Source organism: Lacibacter sp., from assembly GCF_057361365.1.
On sequence record NZ_JBMQSG010000016.1, the window covers coordinates 100,525 to 121,652 of the forward strand.

Sequence of the window (21,128 nt, forward strand, 5' to 3'; positions counted from 1 at the left end):
AGGATTGTTACTTAATTCCATTCAATAAAGCTGATAATTTCTTCAAGGTATTGTTGATCGGTTGTATCAAACGTATTGAGATCAACACTATCAACATCCAGCACAGCCACAACTTCATCATTTCGAATAACAGGCACTACAATTTCTGATTTGCTTAAACTGCTGCATGCAATATGACCAGGAAATTTTTCTACATCTGGAACGATCAATGTTTTTGACTGGTCCCATGAACTGCCGCAAACACCACGTCCTTTTCTTATACGTGTGCAGGCAACCGGCCCCTGGAATGCACTAAGTACCAATTCAGGTTCAGAGGAATTCACTGCTGTTTTTACAACATAGAAACCAACCCACAACCAGCCAAACTGTTCTTTCAATGCTGCGCAGATGTTAGCAAGATTTGCCGTACGATCAGGCTCGCCTTCAAGCAATGCTTTTATCTGGGGCAGGAGTTGCTGGTACTGTTCTTTTTTTGTTCCCTGTATGATATGAAGGTCTTCAGCCATGAGAAGTATTTTTGCAAAGGTAGGTGTAGTGGTGTAAAGCTATATTGTCAGGATTTATAAGTTCCAGCTCTAGAATTGATACTTTTTGTCAATGCAATGATATCATAGCTTATTCTTTTTTCAGATATTACCATCGGACTTCCCCATTTCTTTTTCCATTTCTGCAAAAAATATCTTTTCCAATATGGCTGGGAACGAAGAATATCATTCTCGTTTCTGAGATATATTACCACAAGGTTGGTTCCATAAGTCTTTATGATTTTTGCGCCATGAATATTGTTCCAGGGAATATATCCAAGGGAAAAAACAGAGAGATTGTCATCTATTCCTAAATCGTTAATTGTAACACCAGCAGCTTGGTCCCTTAATGGTTTTAAATAGTCAACAAAAGCAACAACAAAATAAGCAAATAAAAAGATTAAGCTTAGGCCATAGAAAATAATAACCGGAGCTATCGTTCCAAAAGAATCTTGATTAACATCTTTCGTAAATGAATAAAAATATACACCAATTGACACTGTCATGATTAACATGAATAGTGGAGCAAGTGGAATCATTCTCTTTTTTGCTTGAATAAACATGATTTTCTATTTTGTCACCACTACTTTTAATGTTTTCTCAATGTTATCTACCTGCAATTTTACAAAATATGTACCCGCAAGTAAATTACTGGTGTTAAAGCGTACGAGTTGTTTGCCGACCGATTGAATGCCATCCACCAGTTTTATAATTTCTCTTCCATTGCTATCAACGACAAAGAGTAAAACGGCAGTTCGCTTAGTTAAAGAATAGTTGATGATCGTATATGTTATTGAAGGATTAGGATTAGCGATCATTTCAATATCCTGGGCGGGACTTACTACCTGGGGTTGCGGTTTTTCAACTACAGGGTTGGGTTTTTCAACAACAGGTGGAGGTGTAACTGCATTGGTTACCGACAGAAGCGAAACTTCTCTTACATTACTTGCTGCACTTTCGTTATGGAATCGATCAAGACTTGTTACTACATAATAATAAACTGCAGGTGCAAGGTTACTATCGGCAAATGTTGTTGTTTGATCGTTGGCAGTAACAAACTGTATTGCTTCTGCATTTTCTAAATTAACAGTTGCGTCGTTAAAACGGTAGACAACAAACTGTCTTACCTTGTCCAGCTCATTTGTTGTGGCTGAAGGTTTGGTCCAACTGAGTTGTACATGATTGCTTTGGACATGTGCTTTTACATTGCTTACAGGTTGCGGTGCGATGTTATCACGCCACGGCATAGGGGGTAGTAAGGCAGGGGCAGTATACATATGCTCTTCCAATGAATCTCGGAATCGCAAAGGGTTAATAACAAAATAACGGGTGCGGAAAAAGGTGCTGCCTAAAACGTTACTGTATTTTCTATTTAGCCGGATCTGGTTATTGATCTGCGACGAATTGTTCCACCTGTAGTCATTGTCTAAATCTGCATTTATTTTATATAGCGCCTGACCAATGTACACATGCCTTCCATTTGCATTATTATTCCACCAGGGTACAAGAACGCCATAGTCCGCATTATTATTTCCAATGCTCCAATAGATCTGCGGTGTAACATAATCGACCCAGCCTTGTTGTAACCATTTCTTTGTGTCAGCATATATTTCACTGTAGCTCTGCAAACCGTTTGTTGCTGATCCAGTTGCATCGCTGTTTTGATTTCGCCAGATACCGAACGGCGAAACACCAAACTTCACCCAGGGCTTTACTGTTTTAATACTATCATAACTGCGTTGTATAAACAGGTTGATATTATCTCTTCGCCAATCGGCTTGATTGCTAAAACCCCGGGGGTATGTAGCAAACGTCGAATTATCATTAAAACGGGAGTTGGTGTTGCCTGCACCAGGGTAGGGGTAGAAATAATCATCATAATGAATACCATCTACATCGTAACGACGCAACACATCCATCACAATAGAAATAACATAATCACGAACAGCAGGAATACCGGGATTGAGAATGCGTAATGAGCCCTGTGCCAGCAACCATTCAGGATGTGTTTTCGAAACATGACTGGAAGAATAACTGCCGATATTATTGTAACTATTTACTGCACGATAAGGATTGAACCAAGCATGTATTTCAATACCACGCTTGCGGCATTCATCTATCATGAATTGTAGTGGATCAAAACCTGCAGCAGGCGCAATGCCTTGAGCGCCTGTTACCGAAGCACTCCATGGTTCCAACGAACTTTGATAAACTGCATCGCATTCATTTCTTACCTGGAAATAAATGGCGTTGATACCTGTTTGCTGATGCATGTTAAGCAACTTCACAACAGAATCTTTTACTTCCTGCACAGTTCTTCCGGAAGTACTGGGCCAATCAAGATTTAAAAAGGTAGACAACCATGCAGAGCGTAATTCTCTTTTTGGAGATGATTGTGCAATAACAGATGAGTTAAAAATAAACAGGCTAAGTAAGCAAATGATCAGTCGATTCATAAGTTGTAGATAGGTGCGCAAAATAAGTTTTTTGAAGATGATTTAGCCAATGAAGAAAACAATTAAGATGAAATTAGTTTTTATAAAGTTTGTTATAATCAAAAAGGAAGCCAATGACTTCCTTTGTTGCGTTTAATGGTTAAGGAGCGGTATTACGCTAAATGTTTTTTAAAGAAATCAATGGTTCGTTGCCATGCAAGTTTTGCTGCTGCTTCGTTATAACGTGTAGGAGCAGTATCATTATGAAAAGCATGGTTCACATCAGGATACATGTATAACTCGTAAGTTACTTTGTTATCTTTTAATGCCTGTTCATAAGCTGCAATACCTGCATTGATGCGTTCGTCCAATGCAGCATAATGCAATTGCACGGCTGCTTTTATTTTTGGCACATCAGTAACAGCTGCCTGCCTTCCGTAAAATGCAACAGCAGCTTTTAATTCAGGAACATTAACGGCTAATGTATTACTCATGCCACCGCCCCAGCAAAAACCAACGCTTCCAAATTTGCCGTTGCTGTCTTTTCTTGTTTTGAGATGACTGAAGATATTGATAAAGTTTTGTTCGGTTTCTTTTGCATTGAGTTTGGTGAAGAGTGTTCTTGCTTCATCTTCATTAGCCGGCGTACCGCCCAATGGTGCCAACGCATTTGGCGCAATTGCCAGGAAACCTGCCTTTGCAGCACGACGGGCTACATCTTCAATATGTGCATTTAATCCACGGTTTTCGTGAATCACGATAACGGTTCCATACTTCGCTTCTTTTTTAGGACGGGCTACATATGCTTTCATTTCACCTGTTACCGCAGGGTATGTGATGTATTCTGTAAAGAGATCATCATCGGGAGTAACGGCTGCTTTTGCATAGTTGCCTTCAAGAAATGGAAGAATAGCGATGGCGGCTGCAGTGCTGCCGGTTAAAATTGCAAGGCGTTTCATAAACTCACCTCGTGGAAGTGGCTTATGCGTATATTCATCGTAAAGATTAATGATTTGCTGATCCATCTGCATGTTGATTTAGGATGAGAAGTTACAACCTTTCAACAGCAAATGTTTTGCCGCTTATCGAAATATTATATGGTTTTAAAAAGAGATACCGATTTTCAACGAAGCTTCGGGATTCAGCAATGCTAACGTATATCGCTTTGCATCAACGGCTACATTTTTATCACCTGCTGTACGAATACTTAAACCCGCCCATGGCGAGAGGTATAATTTTTTGTACAACGGAATATTGTAACCAATACTTCCGTTCAACAGGTAATTTTGAAAATGCACAGTTTGCAAACGTTCATCTGTTTGTATACTGCTTTTCCAGTAAACCAACCCGGCACCTGCCCACCAGCCTTGCCAGTTTTCTTTCATGAAATAGTCGGCCACAATTGCATAAGATGTAACGTAATGATTAGTGAATCCATCTTTCGTAATAAAATCGGGCATGTTAACTCTTGCGGTTAATACACGCAAACGAACATGATCTTTTCCAACCCATGCAGCACCAAAATAACCACCTGTTGCATAAGGAAGGGCGTCGAGCTCGAGGCCTGCATGCACTTTCTTTTTGGTGGTTTGCGCCTGTGGCGAAAATCCAATAAGTAATACTGCACTAAAGAGAATGGTGAATTGTTTCATTGGGCAAAACTAATTTTGTCGTTACGGGGTCATAATGAGGAGATTCAGTTGTAAAGCTGATTTTTGTCATCTTCCGTAAGTGATATTGAGTAATGATTTGTCGCAAGTAGCCATGAAATTTGTCGCAGGGGCACTGGATAATATTCAGAACAGCCCATTAGTTTTGTTCCTGTTACGCAGTGTATTTGTTATCTTATACCACAAACAATCATCATTTAGTATGAAACCAAAAACAATCAACATTCTTTACTGGGTATTCACTATCATCTTCGGGGCATTAATGGTTTTCTCATCTATCGGTGGGATTGGCCCAAATGAACAAACGATCAATATCTTTCATAAATTTCTGGGCTATCCCATTTATTTTATCCAGTTCATCAGCTGGGCGAAAATTATTGGTGTTATAGCACTTCTTGTTCCCACAAACAAAACTGTTAAAGAATGGGCATATGCCGGTTTGTTTTTTGATTTAGGAGCTGCAGTTTATTCAGGTATTGCGGCATCAGGAAAATTTGATCCTCAAATGTTGGGTATGCTTATGTGGATTATTCCCGGCATTCTTTCTTATTATTTCTGGAAGAAGAAGACTTCTTTGTAGTCTGCATTCGAACGAATTTGGTTGAACGCATTGTGAACTTTTGACGGGTATCCTCTTTTGGTTATCTTACATAATGCCAACCAAAACAATTAGTATGAAAATCTTTTTTTCTTCCTGTTTCCTTTTGTTCTTATTCAACCTGTCGGCGCAGCAAAAGACAACATGGATTACGAATGTGTCAATCGTCAATACAAAAGATGGAGTAATTCAACCGGGAATAACTGTTGTTCTGAACGGCGACCGCATTCAACAGTTGGTAAAATATAAGGCCACTGCTAAAATTCCTGATACGGTACAAATCATTGATGGCAATGGAAAATACCTGATGCCGGGAATGATTGACGGTCATATCCACTTTTTTCAAAGCGGGGGACTATATACAAGACCTGATGCAGTGAACCTGGGTAAGTTTTACTCCTATGAAAAAGATCAACAGTGGATCAGGGACAATCATGCTGATATCATGCGGCGTTACCTCGCTGTTGGTATTACAACTGTCGTAGATGTGGGCGGTCCCTTAAGTAACTATGAGGTAAGAAAACAAAACAACCGCAGTACGTTAATGCCTGAGGCATGGGTTACGGGTCCGCTGATCTCTACTTTCCAGCCACCTAATCTCGATCCAAAAGATCCGCCCATCTTAAAAGTAAATTCAGAAGAAGAGGCGAGAGAGCTCGTTCGTAAACAACTGCCGTATAAGCCCGACTTTATCAAGATTTGGTATATCGTACTACCCAATCAACCGGCAACAAGCACGCTTCCAATTATAAAAGCTGCAATTGATGAAAGCCATAAAAATGGATTGAAGGTTTGTGTTCATGCAACTGAATATGAAACAGCAAAACTTTCAGTGGAAGCCGGTGCAGATATTTTAGTTCATAGTGTTGACGATAAATTGCTTGATGCTTCGTTTCTGCAGCTAATGAAACAAAAGAAAGTAACTTATATTCCTACTGCTATTGTTGCATCAAAATACCGTGAAGTGTTTAGTCAGCAACATCGCATGAGCACGCATGATCTTACCTATGCCAATCCATTTCCACTTGGTACTTTGTTCGATTTGCAGCACCTGCCCGAAAAAGAAACCGGGTTCAGTTATATGACGCTGCGGAAGCAAGTGAAGATTCCTTCAACTGAAGACAGTACCATATTAAAAAACATGAAGCTTGTTGCAGATGCAGGGATAAACGTGGTTGCAGGAACGGATGCAGGCAATATAGGTACACAACATGCGTCATCGTTTTACACCGAATTGCTTGCAATGAAAGAAGCCGGATTAACGAATGCTCAGATTCTCCGTTCTGCCACCTGGAATGCCGCTGTTGCTTTTGGGAAAGAGACAGAAATTGGTTCTGTTACAAATGGAAAGCTGGCCAATTTGCTACTGTTGAATAATAACCCATTTGACAATTTGGAGCACGTCAACGATATTGCTGTTGTTATTAACCGGGGTCAGTTGATTGAACGTGATACATTGTTGGAGGTAACAGCAGAGCTGTTGGTTCAGCAACAACTCAATGCTTACAATGCCCGCAATATGGAAGCCTTTCTTGCTCCCTACAGTGATAGCGTTGAGTTGTATGAATATCCTGCCAAACTTATCGGAAAGGGAAAAGCGCAAATGCGGGAGATGTATACTGGTTTGTTTAAACAGGTTACTAACCTTCATTGTGAACTGGTGAACCGTATGGTATTAGGTAATACCGTGATTGATTATGAAAGTGTAATTGGGTTTGAAGAAAAGCCGCTGAAAGCAATTGCTATATATACAATCGAAGGAAATAAGATCAGTAAAGTACACTTCATTCAATAATGGCTACAGTTCGGCTGAAAAAATTCGATAAACTGTAACGTTTAAAATAGCTTTATCGTAACATGCAAAACGATAATATGAAACGGCTATTTATTTTCTGCATATTTAGTTTACTGGTTGTAACAGTGAATGCACAACAAAAGAAAACACAGGTTTTATTGTTAGGCAGTTTTCATTTCGATAACCCGGGCTTGGATGTGGCAAAATTTGAAAATGCAAATATTCTCTCGGCACAACGGCAGAAGGAAGTGCTGGAAGTAGTAGAAAAGATCAAACAATTCAAGCCGGATAAAATTTTTATTGAAACGCCGGTTGAGCGACAACCACAACTCGACAGCAGTTTTAGTAAATACAAAACAGGTGAACTTAAACTGGGTGCTTCAGAAACTCATCAAATTGCTTATCGTGTGGCCAAAGAACTAAATCATGCAGGTTTGTATGCAGTTGATTATACAGAAGCAAATTTTCCGTTTGACAGCCTGATGCAATCTGCAACTGCGGCAAAACAATTTGGCTTTTTAGACATGGTTAAACAAACACTTGGAGCCATTGAAAAAGATTTTAACGAATCGCTGAAGACTAAAACGGTTAAAGAAATCCTCTTACAGCATAATTCAGCTGAATATATAAAAATGGCAGTGGGAGTATATTATGAATTTCTTATTGCCGGCGAAAAAGGAAATCATGTTGGTTCTTATTTAACAAGCGAGTGGTGGAGAAGAAATATGGTCATTTATGAAAATGTGCTGAAACGTTTAGACGGTAAAGAAGAACGCATACTGATCTTATTCGGATCAGGTCATACAGCCTTGTTGCATGAAATGATGAAGTACAATCAAAAACTGGAATTGGTGCCGCTGGCCGAGGTAATGAAATAAAATAAAAACGTCCCGTTCACTGAGCGGGACGTTTGTCTATTGCCAATTATTTATTGCCTATTGTATTACGCTTCTTCTTCTGCATAACTGCTCACCGGTTCACAAGTACAAATAAGATTTCGATCGCCATATGTATTGTTGATACGGCTCACACTTGGCCAGAATTTGTTTTGTGTTACATAGTACAAAGGAAACGCAGCTTGCTGACGAGTATAGCTATGGTTCCATTCGTCAGCAGTAATTACAAACTGGGTATGAGGAGCATGCTTCAATGGATTATCTGCTTTATCAGCTTTACCTTCTTCCACATCACGAATTTCCTGGCGAATGCTCAGCAATGCATCGCAGAAACGATCAAGCTCAGCTTTGTCTTCGCTTTCTGTTGGTTCGATCATGATCGTGCCAGGTACCGGGAAGCTCATCGTAGGAGCGTGGAAGCCATAATCCATCAAACGTTTTGCTACATCTTCAGCTTCAATGCCAGCTGTATTTTTAAACGGACGAAGATCAACAATGAATTCATGTGCACAAGTGCCATTTGCACCTGTGTAAAGAATATCGAAGTCCTGCTTCAACCTTGCCTTCATGTAATTCGCATTCAAGATTGCGTATTCTGTTGCACGCTTTACACCATCTGCACCAAGCAAACGGATATATGCATAACTGATGAGAAGGATAGAAGCTGAACCATACGGAGCTGCACTAACAGCACCTTTAGTATTTTGATTTACATGTCCTGGTAAATAAGGAGCAAGATGTGCTTTCACACAAATAGGACCCATGCCAGGACCACCGCCACCATGCGGAATTGCAAATGTTTTATGAAGATTAAGATGACAAACATCGGCACCTATTAAACCAGGTGATGTTAAACCAACCTGTGCATTCATATTTGCGCCATCCATGTAAACTTGTCCACCATGTTGATGAACGATCTCGCAAATCTCTTTTACGCTTTCTTCAAAGATGCCATAGGTGCTTGGGTAGGTGATCATAATACCTGCAAGATTTGCACTGTGTTGTTCAGCCTTTGCTTTAAAGTCGGCTACATCAATATAACCATTCTCCAACGCTTTTACTACCACCACTTTCATACCTGCCATTACCGCACTGGCAGGATTAGTGCCGTGTGCAGAAATTGGAATAAGTATGATGTTGCGATTTGCATGTCCGTTTGCCAAATGATAATCACGAATGGCTAACAAACCTGCATATTCACCTTGAGCGCCACTGTTAGGCTGAAGGCTTGTTGCATCAAAGCCGGTGATCTCAGCTAAATATTGCGATAACTCATCAACAATTTGCTGGTAACCTTTTGTTTGATCAGCAGGTGCAAAAGGATGCACCCTGCTCCAATGTGCCCAGCTCAATGGCATCATTTGCGTAGCTGCATTTAATTTCATGGTGCAACTACCTAACGAGATCATTGAAGTATTCAACGAGAGATCTTTATTCTCGAGTTGTTTCATGTAACGCATCATCTGGCTTTCGCTGTTATGCGTATTAAAGTTTGGATGAGTTAAGAACGAACTTGTTCTTGCCAGTACAACCGGAATATGTTTTAATACCACTTCTTCTTCAACAGAAAAATGCACCGGATCAACATCGTTTACAAAACAATTGATGAGGTCGTATAAATCTTCGATGTTTGTTGTTTCATCTATCGAAATGCCAATTGTTGTTGCATCAACATATCGAAGATTGATCTCTTGTTTTTCTGCTTTTGCTTTTACAGTTGCAAGGTCTTTTACCTTCACGGCAATGGTGTCAAAGAAGAAATCACTTACTAATTCAAAACCTCTTTCTTTCAAGCCATCAGCAACTGTTTGTGCAAGTAGTGCCACACGTGTTGCAATATTGATGAGCCCCTGCGGACCATGATACACGGCATACATCGCTGCCATGTTAGCCAGCAATGCTTGTGCAGTACAAATATTTGACGTTGCTTTTTCACGCTTGATGTGTTGCTCACGTGTTTGCAACGCCATACGTAATGCACGGTTGTTTTGTGCATCAATACTTACACCAATGATACGGCCGGGAATAGAACGTTTAAATTCATCTTTACAGGTAAAGAAAGCCGCATGTGGTCCGCCGTAACCAAGAGGAACACCAAAGCGCTGTGCTGAACCAAACGCAACATCGGCACCTAATTCGCCGGGAGAAGTGATTAAGGTTAATGCCAGCAGATCGGTAGCCATTGCTACAAATCCACCAACTGCTTGTACCTGTTGAATAAACTGGCGATAGTCTTCAACCGAACCAATATTGTTTGGATATTGAACCAATGCACCAAAATAAGTTTTATCTATGCTTGCTGTTTTATAATCACCAAATACCAATTCAATTCCTAATGGTGTACCACGGGTGATCAACAGATCTTTTGTTTGTGGGAATACTTCGTTGTCAACAAAAAACTTTGGTGACGCAATAACATCGGTGCGGTTTACATGATGAAACAACATGTTCATTGCTTCAGCAGCAGCAGTTGCTTCATCAAGTAACGACGCATTGGCAATAGGTAAACCTGTAAGATCGCTCACCATTGTCTGAAAGTTCAGCAAGCTTTCCAAACGACCTTGCGAAATTTCGGCCTGGTAAGGTGTGTATTGTGTGTACCAGCCCGGGTTTTCGAACACATTACGAAGTATCACTGAAGGAGTGATAGTATCGTAGTAACCTTGCCCGATATAGTTTTTGAATAATTTGTTGTTGAGAGAAACGTCTTTCAAATGTTTCAGCAAGTCAGCTTCACTCATGGCATCAGGAATATTTAATTTTTCATGATTGCGGATGGAGGCAGGTACAGTTTTGCTGATCAATTCGTTCAGGCTGCTAACGCCAACTGTTTTCAAAAGGCTTGCTTCTGCACCAGTTGTTCCAATGTGGCGACGGGAAAATTCGTTTTGTTGCGCTTCAAAAAGATTCATGTGATGTGTTACGTTTATTCAAATCCGGAATAGTAAAACTGCACCGCAGTTTCCTTTAATTTTTCTCTCATGCTCAGGGAGAATTTAAAGAGGGGCAAAGTTACGGGCAGAAACGATTCAAATAAACAGCTGTTAGCAGTTGGGGAAAGGCTGTGAAAACGGTTGCGCAGGGAGAATGAAGCTGCAAGCTGCTCGCTATTAGCTTCAAGTTGATACATGAATGAAGCAAACCTGTATTTGCGAGCAGCTTGCCTGTAGCTTACAGCTTATTCTTAAGTAATTCTTCCAGTTGGTCGAAGCAAATAGAAATTCCTTGCTCAAAACCCATATCTACAATAGTTTGAAGTGCGGCTTCTGTTGGATAGATCATTTTGAACTCCACTTTTGTTCCCGAGCCAGTTTCAGTAAAAACATTTTTTCCTTTTGAAACTGGAAGTTCGGTGTTGATTGTGCCATCTTCATCGCAGAAACTATCTTCAATGTCATAATCTTTATGCTTATTAATAGCGATGTAGTTCATGCGTGCCCAATGCCGTTGATCTTCGGGCCCAACCATAGCATATAACCAATAGCCACCGGGTCTGAAATCCTGCGATTTTGTTTCGGCACGCCAGGGTGCTGGTCCCCACCACTGATCAAGCAATTCATGTTCTGTAAATGCCCGCCATACATCGGCAACGGGTGCAGCAAATTCTCTTGACACAACAACCGATTTCTCCTGGAAATCTTTTGTAACGTTTGTTTTATTCGTACTCATTTCTTTGTTGTTTTTATAGTTGATAATACTTTGTCTAATTGGTTGAATTTAGTATCCCACATTTGGCGGAAGGGATCAATAAAATCGGCTACTTCTTTCATTTTCTTAGCATTCAAATGGTAATAGATCTCCCTGCCGGTTTGTTCCTGTTTCACAAGCTGGCATTCGGTTAAAATGCGCAGATGCTTCGATATTGCCTGCCGGCTGGTATCAAACTGCTCTGCAACTGCATTGGGCGTCATCGACTGGGTAGCGATCAACACAATAATTGCCCGTCTCGTTGGGTCGGCAATTGCCTGGAAAACGTCTCTTCTCATTATTTAAAAAGGTTCTTTATGAAACCGTTCGGTTGCAAATATACATGCAACCATTTGGTTTCGCAAATTTTTGGCGGTGTTTTTAAAAGAATGGAAGAAAAGGAGACTTTGTTGTGCCTTAGGGAGGTTCAAATAGCTTGCCGCTTTCAGCTAACCAGTACCTTTGCACGATGGCTGATGAGTTATTACATAATTGGGAGAAGAAGGCGGCGGAACATCAGAAAGATTATGCCCGTTTTTTAAAACGTGCCGATAAGAATAAAGTGTTGAAGCAATTGCCCGATTTGCATGAAGAGGCATTTGAAAAAGTTGATTGCCTGCAATGTGCAAATTGTTGTAAAAATTATTCGCCTCGTTTCAAAACGCCCGATATAAAACGCATCAGCAAACACCTCCGCATGAAGGAGAGTGACTTCATTGATACATACCTCTATCTCGATAACGAAGGCGATTATGTTGTTAAGTCAAAACCTTGTCCGTTTCTTGGTGCCGATAATTATTGCAGTATTTATGAAGTGCGTCCGTCCGATTGTGAGCGTTTCCCCTACACAGATGAAGATGTAATTCTTAAACGGCCACAGCTCACGTTAAAGAACAGCACTTTTTGTCCTGCCACCTATTTTGTATTGGAGAAATTGATGCAGCAGAAATAATCAGCAACCTGTTAATTTTACAGGCACCGGCTCTAATTGTTTTGTTTGAAGAAATTAATCTTTACTTTCATTGCATATAAAACTCAAACATGAATACAATGAAATCTGGAATTGTTTTGCTTTTAGTTGTTCTGACAGTTACTGCCTGCACAAAAGGATTTTATATTGATGGGAAAAAAGCAACGACAGTAAAAATTACCGATTTGGGAGAAATGTATTCCACTTATAATTTATCGCAAGCGGAAAAAACAGAAGTCACACGCCAGTTGAATAATAAATCATTACTCGATGAAATTGTGCGCTATGCGAAAGAGAACACCTGGCCCGATGGAGTGAATACATTAGACGACCGACTTGCCAACCGGAAGATCATGGAGCGCTATAATTTTTATAAAGTAGCTTCTTTTGGAAATAAAACTATTGTAAGTGTACCGGCCGAAAAAAATCAGCATATGCCTGCTGCTTATATTCCGCAGGGGCCGATGTATATCATTTTTGCAAGTTCAGTTGTAGCAAGCAAATAAGGAGTCGACTTTTCTTCTGTTGCCAGGCTCAGTGATGAGCCTTTTTTTATGTTGAAACTTAAACAAAAAAATATCCCCACCTGGAAAGGAGGGGATATGGCTAATCAGTTACCATTAACCATTAAACCTTATCATCACACAAATAGACTGATTATTATTTTGAAGAGTTGCATCGTTTTGTCATAATTCAACAGGGGCGTCGAAAATTAACGAAGTGCGATTATTGTGGGCATAAAAAAACCTCTTCCGGTGAGGGAAGAGGCGCTAATCAGTTACCATTAACCATTAAACCTTATCATCAATGGCAAAATAGAATATTTTTTTGAATTATTGTTGAAACGTTAAATTATTTCCAACTCGGTTTAAAATTTTTCGCATAGTCGTCGAAGCTTACCTGGCCATACTTTCGCTCGGCAAAATACTTTGTTACCAACTCCATTTCTTTCACCTCTAACATCCCGGAAATAGGCTGAGGTTCATCAGTTAACGAAGGAATAAACACAGTTGTGGGATAAGCTAACTCACCATTTGTAAGCATTAAAGCCACCTCATTGGTTTTATAAGACGGGTTAAACTTATAGGTTTTGCCTTTCCATGTTACCTCCGATCTGGTTTCTGCATTTAATTTTACGGTATAAAAGTTTGTGTTGAGGTACTTAATGAGGTCCTGGCTTGTGTAAGTTTTGCGATCCATCACCTTGCACCAACCACACCAGTCGGTGTAAAGATCAACAAGAATGGGCCGTGGATCAGTTTTCATTTTTAATTCAGCTTCTTCCAGAGTGATCCAATTCAACTTTTCTTTTGAATCATTTCGCTGGAAAGAACTGATACTAATGAAGAGAAAAAAGAGGGCGGAGTAAAAACAAAACTTTTGCATAGTATTTTTGTTACTTGTACAAAATTAAACGCTTACACGTGCATAAAATTGTTATTTCTGTTACAGGCGCCAGTGGCTCGATCTATGCGAAACTGTTATTGCAAAAGCTTTTGGCAGCCAAAGACCAATGGCAGGAGGTAGCAGTGGTAATGACGGAGAACGCTAAAGAAGTGTGGCGCACTGAGTTGCAGGATGAAACATACAACGATCTTCCATTCAAAACTTATTCAACAACTGATTTTCATGCACCATTTGCATCAGGCTCCGGCCAGTTCAATACCATGATCATTATTCCCTGCAGCATGGGTACGTTGGGTCGCATTGCAACAGGTGTGTCAAACGATTTGATTACACGTGCGGCTGATGTGGTATTGAAAGAAAGAAGAAAACTGATCTGCGTGGTGCGTGATACACCTTACAATCTTATACATATCCGTAATATGGAAACGATCACGCTTGCTGGCGGAATTATTTGTCCTGCCACACCAAGTTTTTACAGCGTACCAACAACAATTGAAGAAGTGGCCGCAACAGTTGTTGATCGTGTGCTTGATCTTGCTGGGATTGATGTGAAAACGTTTCGGTGGGGGAAGTGATGTCTACTTCATCGTCAACTCTTCATACGCCGCAGTTAATGAACGTTGAATACCATCGCCGATCCATTCTGTAACACCGGGTATCGATTTGTTTTTCAAAAAATCTTCTTTACTTGTTCCTGCTTTTATTTCCGCCTCGCCAAATACGATCAGTTTTTCAAAATAGTTCTGCATGGCTTTAATATCGTCCATCTTTCCATATACTTCGAATCCTTGTGATGCGTGACCGTATACAAATGTTGTTTTCTTATTGAATTTCTTTGTGGTTTGTTCCAACACGTTTATCCAGTTTTTAATTGATGCGCCTGCTGTGCGATCAATGAATGGATAGCGTCGATTGTTGATAAGGTCACCCATGTGTACAACATCTGCATGTTCAAAATGAATCAACGCATCACCATCCGTATGTGCCGCACCAAAATAATGCAGCGTAATTTTTTCATTGCCGATCTTCTGGCTCCATGTTTTACCAAATGTTTGATCGGGGTATAATTGTTTGTCTTCTGATTTTGATTGCACCGCTACACGTTGCTGATTGGTTTTTGAATTTTCATGCGCCAATACATGTTCAACTATTCCTTTGAATGAAATATTGCCGCTGCTATGATCGCCATGATGATGTGTGTTGATCAACAGTTTAAACGGCTTCTCTGAACGTTTCTTCAACTCGTCAATCAAATGTTTGCTCTGGTCGGGGAATTGCGTGTCAACAACAACAATGCCTTCTTTGCTCAGATAAAACAAAATTGTTCCGCCTCGTTCTGTAAATACACCAATATCATCGGTAAGCATTTTTATATTCCATGCTTCCTGTTGAAATAGTTGAGCGAGTAATGTTTGTTGAACAGAAAGTGCAGCGACAGAAAGTGCAGATGTTTGCAGAAATGATTTACGGTTCATGTTGATCTATTTTATCTACTGTAAAATAAACAATCTGCCGTTTTGTTTAAAGGCTCAAAAAATATTCTGCAATAAAAAGGATGAGTGGCGACGAATCAATACTCCAGCTTTCGAAGCGTGGGCGCTTTAAACCAGGTAATTGTTACAACAATGATCGTCATGCAGCCACCAAAGATCACAGAAGGAACAGTACCCATAATGGAAGCAGCGGTGCCGCTTTCAAACTGACCAAGCTCATTACTGCTGTTAATAAAAATGGAGCTTACACTGCTTACACGGCCACGCATTTCATCAGGAACAAATAATTGAAGGACAGTGCCACGTATGATCACACTTACGCCATCAAACAAACCGCTGACAAAGAGTGCTGCAAAACTTAACCAGAAATTTTGCGATAAGGCGAATATTAAAATACAAACACCAAAGCCACCTACTACGTAAAATAGTTTCAGTCCCTGTTTGTTTTTCATCGGTTTCCAGGTGAGTGCGGCAATAGCGATAAAATTACCGAGATAAGTAGCAGCAGTTAACCAACCCAAACCTTCAGGGCCGATATGTAAAATATCTTTCGCAAATACAGGGAGCAAAGCTGTAACTCCACCAAACAAAACCGCAAACATGTCTAAGGTCATTGAACCCAGCAATGCTTTTTGAGTAAGAATGAAATTGATACCTTCTTTTACACTCTCCCATGTGCGTGTGTTACCGGGTTTAAATAACACAGGTTTTTGTTTTACATTCTGCATGCAAAACACGGCAATTAATACTAATGAGGATACTACAATAAAAGCAATGGTGACATTTGTATAACCCATTAGCAAACCTGCAACACCCGGACCAATCACAGCCGCCAGCAGCCATGCCATACTGTTAATGGAAGTGGCTCGTACCAATTGCGTTGGAAAAACCAACTGCGAAAGAAATGCACTGAATGCCGGACTACTGAATGCCCTTACTGCGCCTGTTGCAGCAACTAATCCATAAATACTCCATTGTATTACAAACGTGGAAGTGGAATGTATAAAGTAATCGGAGGTAACCAGTAACATGCCGAGCATGATGAAAAAATAAAGTACCATGCAAACACTGATGAGCCGCTGCTTGTTACTTCGGTCGATCTTTACGCCGGCCGGTAGCGCCAGCAAAATTGCTGGTATCACTTCTGATAAACCAAGTACCCCCAATGATAGTTTGCTGCCGGTAATTTCATATAATTTCCATCCGAGCAACACAGGCGTCATACGCAAGCCTGCAAGAAAAATTAATCGGGCAGTAACATACCATGCAAATTCTCTGTTGAGTAAAAACGGTTGTTTTATTGCTTGACTCATGGCAGTGTAAGATAATGTTGCCCCTGTTCGTATTCCTTATCCAGTGCATCAATGATCACTTGCAGATGTGCTTTGTTGCCAAGGAAATCGGCGTTACTTGCATCAACAAACAGCGTTTTTACATTGTGCTGTTTAATATACTGTGTATAAGTTTCCTGTATGCTGAACAAGTAATCATCAGCAATCTGTTGCTCATAACTGCGGTTTCGCTTGCGGATGTTTTGTTGCAAACGTGAAACGGGTGAATGCAAATAGATGAGTATCTCAGGCTGTATAAGTTGCTGGTGTATGATTTCAAACAAACTTTGATATAACCTGAATTCATCGGCAGGCAAATTCACTTTTGCAAACAATAAACATTTTGTAAATAGATAATCAGAAACCGTAATGGAGTTGAAAAGATCCTGCGTGTGCAAAAGATCCTTTAACTGTTTGTAACGCTCGGCCATAAAAAACAATTCCAGCGGAAAGGCAAACTGTTTGGGGTTTTCGTAAAACTTTGGCAGAAAAGGATTGTCGGCAAATTCTTCCAGTATTAAACGGGCATTGTAATGTTTACTCAGCAAATGTGCCAGCGTTGTTTTGCCGGCACCGATATTCCCTTCTATCGTTACAAAATGATATTTCATCCGGCGGCAAATTAAAGCATGCAGGCAAATCGTGGTATGAACTTATACAGTTTGTGGAAAAGTCAGGATTTGAGTTTCGTTACTGCCAGATCATCGGCACATTCCTTCAGCAATGTCGTAATGGTTTTTTTATAAACGGGGTGCACTTTATTTGGCGACAATTCGGCAAGCGGAATCAATACAAATCGTCTGTCTTGTATGGCAGGGTGGGGTAGCGTTACAATAGACGAATGATAGATTATGTCATCGTAAAACAAAATATCAAGATCAATAGTGCGTGGACCATACTTTTCAGTGCGTATTCGGCCCAGTTCCTGTTCAATTTGTAATAGTGTTTTCATTAGTTCATCGGCAGTACGTTGTGTTTGTAAAACAATCACCTTATTTAAAAAAGCAGCTTGCTGTGTTTGTCCCCATGCAGCCGTTTCATAGATCGATGATTCGTTCGTGATAGTGCCGCAACGATCTTTCAGTTGCTCAATTGCTTTTTGCAGGAATTGTTTGCGTTGCCCCTGGTTGCTGCCCAATAAAATAAAAGACTTATGTAACCGCATGCTGTAAAAGTAGGGGAGGAAAAAGTTTTTTTCGCCAATGACATAAACAAATAGCTTTGCGCCCATGAGTCAACCTTACAGCCAGTGGAAAGCAATGCTGGCTATTTCCAGGGCAAGTTTCCGGGCTATTTTTCGCAGCCCTTCGGCAGTGATCTTCAGTTTTGCCTTTCCGCTCATTTTTATTTTGGTGTTTGGTTTTATTGGAGGTGGAAGCCCAACAGTTCGTATAGGGTTTACAAAAGGAACCGATACTTCACAAAACAATGCCGTGTATCAACAATTGTTGAAATACAAAACCATTCGTGTTATTGAGAAAAGTGAAGAGGAGTTGAGAAATGATCTGTCGAAAGGCCGCATCACCGCCATTCTTGATATGAAGCCAAATGGCACCGATACATTTCCATTATACAATATCAGCATTCAAACATCAACTGCAAGTGTTGATCGGTTGGCGATACTTCAATCAACATTAAAAGATATTATCGTTAACATCGATCGAAGAGCTGCACCCGACGCTCCAACCTATGCAAGTATTGATCTGCCGCCACCAATGCCCGGACGAATCTATAAAACCATCGATTTTATATTGCCCGGCCAGTTAGGATTCTCTTTATTAAGTGCAGGTGTGTTTGGTGTGGCATTTTTGTTTTTCAATCTTCGACAGCAATTAGTATTGAAGCGGTTTTTTGCAACGCCTATTAAGCGTGGTTATATTTTATTTGGTGAAGGCATCAGTCGTGTATTGTTTCAATTGATCACTGCTGTAGTGATTTTGTTGATCGGACGATTTGTTTTTGGATTTACGCTCGTTCATGGAGTTGTGACATTTATCGAACTGCTGTTGTTAAGTCTGGTGGGTCTGATTGTTTTCATGGGCTTTGGATTTATTGTAAGTGGCTTGGCAAAGAATGAAAGCACTATTCCACCGTTTGCGAATATGTTTACGTTACCACAATTCTTATTGGCAGGAACTTTTTTCTCCATCGATACATTTCCAAAATGGCTGCAACCCATTTGTAAAATATTGCCTTTAACACATCTTAATGATGCTATGCGCAATATTGCATTTGAAGGAAGTCATTTGGTTGATTGCGGAAAACAACTTGGCATTCTTGCAATATGGGGTGTTGCATTGTATGCAATTGCCATTAAAGTGTTCAGGTGGGAATGAGAAACAAGTACGAAGTTTGAAATACGAGGTACGGTTTGCCTATTGCTTATTTACTATTGACTATTTTCTATAATTATGCGATTAATAAAAATGTTTTTGTTTGTGATGCTGGGATTGTTTGCTGTGATTACGCTTATAGGGTTGTTTATACCATCGAGTGTAAAAATTTCCCGTGGTATTATCATCAGTGCTGATAGCAGTACAGTACATAAGGAATTAAGTGATGTAACGAACTGGAACAAATGGTTGCCATGGATTACAGCCGATAGCGGTGCAATTGTTCAACTTTCAGCTGTTACAAATCAGCCCGGCTCTTATTTTCGTTGGAAGGGAATGAAGATCAATAGTGCCGGAACAATTACAATCCAATCAATAAAGTCGGGTGAAATTTTGTTGCTGCACGAATTAAAGGATATGAATAAAGCAGAGGGTGGTTTTCGAATGCGTAGCACCGGTGCAAAAAATGATGTGACGGAAGTGCAATGGTTCATGGAATATAAATTGAAATGGTATCCATGGGAACGTTTCTTTGGCATCTTTACTGATCGTATTATTGGTTCCGCTTTCGATAAAGGCCTGGAGCAATTCAAAAATTATATTGAACAGGCCGATGTAAATAATGTGTCTGCCGCTCTCACCACGGGAAACTGATCTTTCCCATCGTTACAGAAGGAATTCCTTTCAGTTCATTGCTGAATTGCACATTGCCACCAGCAACACATTCATTCGCAAGAATGGCAAATAACACTGCTTCTTTTGCATCAGGATTAATACCAAGCTCGCTTGTTAAATGAATGGGCACATCCGGTAACAGTTGTTTTATCTTCTGCATCAATAAAGGATTGTGCATGCCTCCGCCACTGGCATACAAATGAAAGCTGCTGTTTTGCGGCATTGTCTTCGTAATAGCTTCTGCAATAGTTTGGGCAGAAAAAGCATTCAACGTTGCCATGGTATCGTACACATTTAAATCGCTTGTTCCCGATCTTTCTTTTGCTCCCTGCAAATATTCAAGATTGAATAATTCCGGTCCTGTTGTTTTAGGAAATGATTGCTGGAAGAAAGGATGATCTTTTAAAGCGTTGAGCAATGCCTCGTTGACTGTTCCCTGTTTTGCAACGCCTGCATCTTCATCAAAATACTTACCGGGAAAATGTTGCTGCATTAATGCATCCATTAATGTATTGCCCGTTCCTGTGTCGGTACTGAAAATTTTATTCGCATCCATTGAACCGGGAAGAAAAGTAAAGTTGGCAATGCCACCCATGTTTAGCATTATCCTGTCTTCACCCTTCTTTGAAAAGATAAAATAATCACCGTACACGGCAAGTGGCGCACCTTCACCACCTGCTGCAATGTGTTTCTGCCTGAAGTCGCTGATAGTGATGATGCCTGTTTCAACAGCCATATGATCGCCATCACCAATTTGTAAAGTGGCATTGCTGAATTTATCCTGTTGATGCAAAGCCTTGGGCGCATGATAAATTGTTTGTCCGTGACTGGCGATCAAATCCACGTCATCTTTTTTGATACTATGTTTTTCCAAAAATGCATTAATCATGGCCGCCTGCTGTTGTGCAACCCATGGATTTAACAAGGTTAATTTTTCAAGATCAACATCCTTCTTTGAAAAAACTGATTTGATCTCGGCTTTAAAACTGGAACCATAATTAATGGTTTCAAAAGCCACCAGTTCAATGGCAGTGTCATGTCCTGCACCTGAAATATTGCAATAAGCAATATCAAGCCCATCAACGGAAGTGCCGCTCATTAAACCAATAATGCGGCGTTGTTTTTTCTGTGCAATGGTCATCAGTTGTTGCATATTCCTGTTCATGGAATAAATATAAGAAATGCCCGTATTTGCGACCGGTTTGATTTTTTATGCCGTTTTTATGCCGTTCATGTAGAAGATGGCTGCGTTTTTTTGCAGGTTTTCAAAACTTTTGTACTTTTCATTTGTCTTATTACTAACGATCAACAGCC

At 40.2% G+C, this 21,128-nt stretch carries 23 protein-coding genes; 8 read left to right on the plus strand and 15 right to left on the minus strand.

Annotated elements, in window-relative coordinates; translation table 11 throughout:
• Nucleotides 1-11: 11 nt before the first annotated feature.
• From ACO1QW_RS15465 to ACO1QW_RS15485, 5 genes are all read right to left on the minus strand, one after another.
• Nucleotides 12-506, minus strand: a complete 495-nt coding sequence (locus ACO1QW_RS15465; protein ID WP_486260044.1) for a GAF domain-containing protein — start codon at nucleotides 504-506, stop codon at nucleotides 12-14.
• Between the two features lie 47 nt (nucleotides 507-553).
• Nucleotides 554-1,087 carry an STM3941 family protein gene (locus tag ACO1QW_RS15470; protein ID WP_486260046.1) on the minus strand — a complete coding sequence of 178 codons (534 nt, stop codon included), beginning with the start codon at nucleotides 1,085-1,087 and terminating at the stop codon, nucleotides 554-556.
• 6 nt (nucleotides 1,088-1,093) lie between these two features.
• Nucleotides 1,094-2,980, minus strand: a complete 1,887-nt coding sequence (locus ACO1QW_RS15475) for a glycoside hydrolase family 10-like protein (protein ID WP_486260048.1) — start codon at nucleotides 2,978-2,980, stop codon at nucleotides 1,094-1,096.
• Nucleotides 2,981-3,132: 152 nt separating this feature from the next.
• Nucleotides 3,133-3,984 (minus strand): dienelactone hydrolase family protein, encoded by an 852-nt coding sequence (locus ACO1QW_RS15480; RefSeq protein WP_486260049.1) that lies wholly within the window; start codon nucleotides 3,982-3,984, stop codon nucleotides 3,133-3,135.
• Nucleotides 3,985-4,062: 78 nt separating this feature from the next.
• Entirely contained in the window at nucleotides 4,063-4,611 is a 549-nt protein-coding gene (locus ACO1QW_RS15485; RefSeq protein WP_486260052.1) for a hypothetical protein, read from the minus strand.
• A 220-nt stretch (nucleotides 4,612-4,831) separates the two neighbouring features.
• On the opposite strand from ACO1QW_RS15485, the gene ACO1QW_RS15490 reads away from it, so the two are divergent.
• The 3 genes from ACO1QW_RS15490 (at nucleotide 4,832) to ACO1QW_RS15500 (ending at nucleotide 7,900) form a co-directional block, all read left to right on the plus strand.
• A complete protein-coding gene (locus ACO1QW_RS15490; protein ID WP_486260054.1) occupies nucleotides 4,832-5,209 on the plus strand; it encodes a DoxX family protein in 378 nt (125 codons plus the stop codon).
• 94 nt (nucleotides 5,210-5,303) lie between these two features.
• On the plus strand, nucleotides 5,304-7,022 hold the full coding sequence (locus ACO1QW_RS15495) for an amidohydrolase family protein (RefSeq protein ID WP_486260056.1): 1,719 nt from the start codon (nucleotides 5,304-5,306) through the stop codon (nucleotides 7,020-7,022).
• Nucleotides 7,023-7,099: 77 nt separating this feature from the next.
• Entirely contained in the window at nucleotides 7,100-7,900 is an 801-nt protein-coding gene (locus tag ACO1QW_RS15500; protein WP_486260058.1) for a DUF5694 domain-containing protein, read from the plus strand.
• A 65-nt stretch (nucleotides 7,901-7,965) separates the two neighbouring features.
• Here the strand turns inward: ACO1QW_RS15500 and gcvP are convergent, their stop codons facing one another.
• From gcvP to ACO1QW_RS15520, 4 genes are read right to left on the minus strand one after another with little or no spacing between them, the layout of a single operon-like run.
• Nucleotides 7,966-10,830, minus strand: a complete 2,865-nt coding sequence (gene gcvP / locus ACO1QW_RS15505; RefSeq protein ID WP_486260060.1) for an aminomethyl-transferring glycine dehydrogenase — start codon at nucleotides 10,828-10,830, stop codon at nucleotides 7,966-7,968.
• Nucleotides 10,831-10,844: 14 nt separating this feature from the next.
• A complete protein-coding gene (locus tag ACO1QW_RS15510) occupies nucleotides 10,845-11,048 on the minus strand; it encodes a hypothetical protein (protein WP_486260062.1) in 204 nt (67 codons plus the stop codon).
• 41 nt (nucleotides 11,049-11,089) lie between these two features.
• Entirely contained in the window at nucleotides 11,090-11,587 is a 498-nt protein-coding gene (locus ACO1QW_RS15515) for an SRPBCC family protein (RefSeq protein WP_486260064.1), read from the minus strand.
• Entirely contained in the window at nucleotides 11,584-11,904 is a 321-nt protein-coding gene (locus ACO1QW_RS15520; protein WP_486260066.1) for an ArsR/SmtB family transcription factor, read from the minus strand. Before ACO1QW_RS15520 ends, ACO1QW_RS15515 begins: the two co-directional genes overlap by 4 nt.
• 170 nt (nucleotides 11,905-12,074) lie before the next feature.
• On the opposite strand from ACO1QW_RS15520, the gene ACO1QW_RS15525 reads away from it, so the two are divergent.
• Both ACO1QW_RS15525 and ACO1QW_RS15530 read left to right on the plus strand, forming a co-directional pair.
• A complete protein-coding gene (locus ACO1QW_RS15525; protein WP_486260068.1) occupies nucleotides 12,075-12,557 on the plus strand; it encodes a YkgJ family cysteine cluster protein in 483 nt (160 codons plus the stop codon).
• A 98-nt stretch (nucleotides 12,558-12,655) separates the two neighbouring features.
• Entirely contained in the window at nucleotides 12,656-13,081 is a 426-nt protein-coding gene (locus ACO1QW_RS15530) for a hypothetical protein (protein ID WP_486260069.1), read from the plus strand.
• 346 nt (nucleotides 13,082-13,427) lie between these two features.
• Here ACO1QW_RS15530 and ACO1QW_RS15535 read toward each other — a convergent pair whose 3' ends face one another.
• The gene (locus ACO1QW_RS15535) at nucleotides 13,428-13,961 is read right to left on the minus strand and encodes a thioredoxin family protein (RefSeq protein ID WP_486260071.1); all 534 of its coding nucleotides are present in this window, start codon (nucleotides 13,959-13,961) and stop codon (nucleotides 13,428-13,430) included.
• Nucleotides 13,962-13,999: 38 nt separating this feature from the next.
• Between ACO1QW_RS15535 and ACO1QW_RS15540 the strand changes: the two genes are divergently transcribed.
• Nucleotides 14,000-14,557 carry a UbiX family flavin prenyltransferase gene (locus ACO1QW_RS15540; RefSeq protein WP_486260073.1) on the plus strand — a complete coding sequence of 186 codons (558 nt, stop codon included), beginning with the start codon at nucleotides 14,000-14,002 and terminating at the stop codon, nucleotides 14,555-14,557.
• A 3-nt stretch (nucleotides 14,558-14,560) separates the two neighbouring features.
• Here ACO1QW_RS15540 and ACO1QW_RS15545 read toward each other — a convergent pair whose 3' ends face one another.
• The 4 genes from ACO1QW_RS15545 to folK all read right to left on the minus strand — a co-directional run bounded on the left by ACO1QW_RS15545 (nucleotide 14,561) and on the right by folK (nucleotide 17,971).
• Complete coding sequence (locus tag ACO1QW_RS15545; protein WP_486260075.1) at nucleotides 14,561-15,457, minus strand: MBL fold metallo-hydrolase; 897 nt, start codon at nucleotides 15,455-15,457, stop codon at nucleotides 14,561-14,563.
• 95 nt (nucleotides 15,458-15,552) lie between these two features.
• Nucleotides 15,553-16,788, minus strand: coding sequence for an MFS transporter (locus tag ACO1QW_RS15550; protein WP_486260076.1), 1,236 nt, complete (start codon nucleotides 16,786-16,788; stop codon nucleotides 15,553-15,555).
• Entirely contained in the window at nucleotides 16,785-17,417 is a 633-nt protein-coding gene (locus ACO1QW_RS15555) for a deoxynucleoside kinase (RefSeq protein ID WP_486260078.1), read from the minus strand. The genes ACO1QW_RS15550 and ACO1QW_RS15555 overlap by 4 nt, the downstream gene beginning before the upstream one ends.
• A 62-nt stretch (nucleotides 17,418-17,479) precedes the next feature.
• The gene (gene folK, locus ACO1QW_RS15560; protein ID WP_486260079.1) at nucleotides 17,480-17,971 is read right to left on the minus strand and encodes a 2-amino-4-hydroxy-6-hydroxymethyldihydropteridine diphosphokinase; all 492 of its coding nucleotides are present in this window, start codon (nucleotides 17,969-17,971) and stop codon (nucleotides 17,480-17,482) included.
• A gap of 64 nt (nucleotides 17,972-18,035) precedes the next feature.
• Between folK and ACO1QW_RS15565 the strand changes: the two genes are divergently transcribed.
• Nucleotides 18,036-19,142, plus strand: coding sequence for an ABC transporter permease (locus ACO1QW_RS15565; RefSeq protein ID WP_486260081.1), 1,107 nt, complete (start codon nucleotides 18,036-18,038; stop codon nucleotides 19,140-19,142).
• 75 nt (nucleotides 19,143-19,217) lie between these two features.
• Complete coding sequence (locus ACO1QW_RS15570; RefSeq protein WP_486260083.1) at nucleotides 19,218-19,793, plus strand: SRPBCC family protein; 576 nt, start codon at nucleotides 19,218-19,220, stop codon at nucleotides 19,791-19,793.
• Here ACO1QW_RS15570 and ACO1QW_RS15575 read toward each other — a convergent pair.
• Entirely contained in the window at nucleotides 19,777-20,979 is a 1,203-nt protein-coding gene (locus ACO1QW_RS15575; RefSeq protein ID WP_486260085.1) for an anhydro-N-acetylmuramic acid kinase, read from the minus strand. The genes ACO1QW_RS15570 and ACO1QW_RS15575 overlap by 17 nt on opposite strands.
• Nucleotides 20,980-21,128 lie beyond the last annotated feature (149 nt).